Source organism: Xenophilus sp., assembly GCF_044462705.1.
Lineage (GTDB): Bacteria > Pseudomonadota > Gammaproteobacteria > Burkholderiales > Burkholderiaceae_C > Xenophilus > Xenophilus azovorans.
On the sequence record NZ_JBIQNC010000343.1, the window covers coordinates 1 to 2,657 of the forward strand.

2 protein-coding genes are annotated in these 2,657 nt (G+C 67.7%); both read right to left on the bottom strand.

Going from position 1 to position 2,657, the window contains the following annotated elements; all coding sequences use genetic code 11:
* Positions 1–2: 2 nt before the first annotated feature.
* Positions 3–1,001: a type I glyceraldehyde-3-phosphate dehydrogenase gene (gene gap / locus ACIY1X_RS25880; protein ID WP_399686405.1), complete on the bottom strand. Its 999-nt coding sequence runs from the start codon at positions 999–1,001 to the stop codon at positions 3–5.
* 41 nt (positions 1,002–1,042) lie between these two features.
* Positions 1,043–2,657, bottom strand: a 1,615-nt coding sequence (locus ACIY1X_RS25885; protein WP_399686408.1) for a transketolase family protein, incomplete at its 5' end; no start/stop codon positions are given.

Genomic DNA, 2,657 nt, shown 5'->3' on the forward strand with positions numbered 1-2,657 from the left:
GCTTACTTGCTCACCACGCGCGCCATCTCCAGGCACTTGTTGGAGTAGCCCCACTCGTTGTCGTACCAGCTCACCAGCTTGACGAAAGTGCCGTCCAGCGCGATGCCGGCCTCGGCGTCGAAGATCGAGGTGCGCGCGTCGCCGCGGAAGTCGGTGGCGACGACCTTGTCTTCCGTGTAGCCCAGGATGCCCTTGAGCGCGCCTTCGGACTGCGCCTTCATCTCGGCGCAGATTTCCTTGTAGGTGGCGTCCTTGTTCAGTTCCACCGTCAGGTCCACCACCGACACGTCGGAGGTCGGCACGCGGAAGCTCATGCCGGTGAGCTTCTTGTTGAGTTCGGGGATCACCACGCCCACCGCCTTGGCCGCGCCGGTGCTGCTGGGGATGATGTTCTCCAGGATGCCGCGACCGCCGCGCCAGTCCTTGTTGCTCGGGCCGTCCACGGTCTTCTGCGTGGCGGTGGCGGCGTGCACGGTGGTCATCAGGCCACGCTTGATGCCCCACTTGTCGTTCAGCACCTTGGCCAGCGGCGCCAGGCAGTTGGTGGTGCAGCTCGCGTTGGAGATGATCGCCTCGCCCTTGTAGGTCTTGTCGTTGACGCCGAAGACGAACATCGGCGTGTCGTCCTTGGAGGGCGCCGAGAGGATGACCTTCTTGGCGCCGGCGTCGATGTGCTTCTGCGCCGTTTCCTTGGTGAGGAACAGGCCCGTGGATTCGAGCACCACGTCGGCGCCGACCTCGTTCCACTTGAGGTTGGCCGGGTCGCGCTCCTGCGTCAGGCGGATCTTCTTGCCGTTGACGATCAGCGTGCTGCCCTCGACGGCGATCTCGCCCTTGAAGCGGCCGTGCACCGAGTCGTACTGGAGCATGTAGGCCAGGTAGTCCGGCTCCAGCAGGTCGTTGATGCCCACGATCTCGATGTCGGGGAAGTTCTGCACCGCTGCGCGCAGCACGTTGCGGCCGATGCGGCCGAATCCGTTGATGCCCAGTTTGATCGTCATGCGAATGCTCCTGAAGGTTGAAAAATCTGCTCGGGTGGCTTTCAGCGCGCCAGCGCGGCCTCGACCGTCGCCGCCACGTTCTCCGCCGTGAAGCCGAAGTGCTTGAACAGCACGCCGGCCGGGGCCGACTCGCCGTAGGTGTCGATGCCGACCACCGCCGCGGCACCGTACTTCCACCAGAAGTCGGTGACGCCCATCTCGACCGCGATGCGCGGCAGGCCGGCGGGCAGCACGGACTTCTTGTACTTCGCGTCCTGCCGGTCGAAGGTGGTGGTGCTGGGCATGGAGACCACGCGCACCGCGATCTTCTTCGCAGCCAGCAGCTCCTGCGCCTTGAGCGCGAGCTGCACCTCGGAACCGGTGGCGATGATGACGGCCTTGGCCTTCCTGTTCTTCAGGCCGACGCGCTCGGGCTCGGCCAGCACGTAGGCGCCGCGGCTGATGTCGGCCAGCGCGTCCTTCGGTGCGTAGGGCAGGTTCTGGCGCGACAGCAGCAGCGCCGTGGGACGCCGGCTGTTGCGCAGCGCGCAGGCCCAGGCCACGGTGGTCTCGGCCGTGTCGGCCGGGCGCCAGACGTCCAGGTTGGGGATCAGGCGCAGGCTGGCGGCGTGCTCGATGGACTGGTGCGTGGGGCCGTCCTCGCCCAGGCCGATGGAGTCGTGCGTGAAGACGTGGATCACGCGCTGCTTCATCAGCGCGGCCATGCGGATGGCGTTGCGGCTGTAGTCGCTGAAGGTGAGGAAGGTGCCGCCGTAGGGGATGTAGCCGCCGTGCAGCGCCACGCCGTTCATGATGGCGGCCATGCCGAACTCGCGCACGCCGTAGTTGATGTGGCGGCCGATCTGGCCGGCTTCCGTCTTGACCACCTCGCCCTTGGCGTCGAAGCGCAGGTCGGGTGTGGCGGCGGTCTTGGTGAGGTTGGAGCCGGTCAGGTCGGCACTGCCGCCCAGCAGCTCGGGCAGTTGGGCGGTGAGGGCCTCCAGCGCGAGCTGGCTGGCCTTGCGGCTGGCGACCGTCTCGGCCTTGGTGTGGGCGTGCAGCACGGCGTCCACGACGGTCTGGTCGAAGTGCTTCGGCAGCTCGCCCTGCATGCGGCGCTCGAACTCGGCGGCCAGGTCGGGGAAGGCCTTCGCATAGGCGGCGAACTTCTCGTTCCATGCGGCCTCGGCGTCCGCGCCGCGGGCCTTGGCGTCCCAGTCCTGGTAGACGGCCTCGGGCAGCTCGAAGGGCGCATGCGTCCAGCCGATGGCGCTGCGCGTCAGGCCGATCTCGTCGGCGCCCAGCGGCTCGCCGTGCGCCTTGGCGGTGCCGGCGCGGTTGGGGCTGCCCTTGCCGATCTGCGTCTTGCAGATGATGAAGGACGGCTTGTCGCCCTTGGCCTTGCGGGCCTGCGCGATGGCCTTGGAGACGGCCTGCGCGTCGTGCCCGTCGACCGGGCCGATCACGTTCCAGCCGTAGGCCTCGAAGCGCTTGGCGCTGTCGTCGACGAACCAGGGCGCGACCTTGCCGTCGATGCTGATGCCGTTGTCGTCGTACAGGGCGATCAGCTTGCCCAGCTTCCACGCGCCGGCCAGCGCGGCGGCCTCGTGGCTGATGCCCTCCATCAGGCAGCCGTCGCCGAGGAAGACGTAGGTGTGGTGGTCGACGATGGCGTGG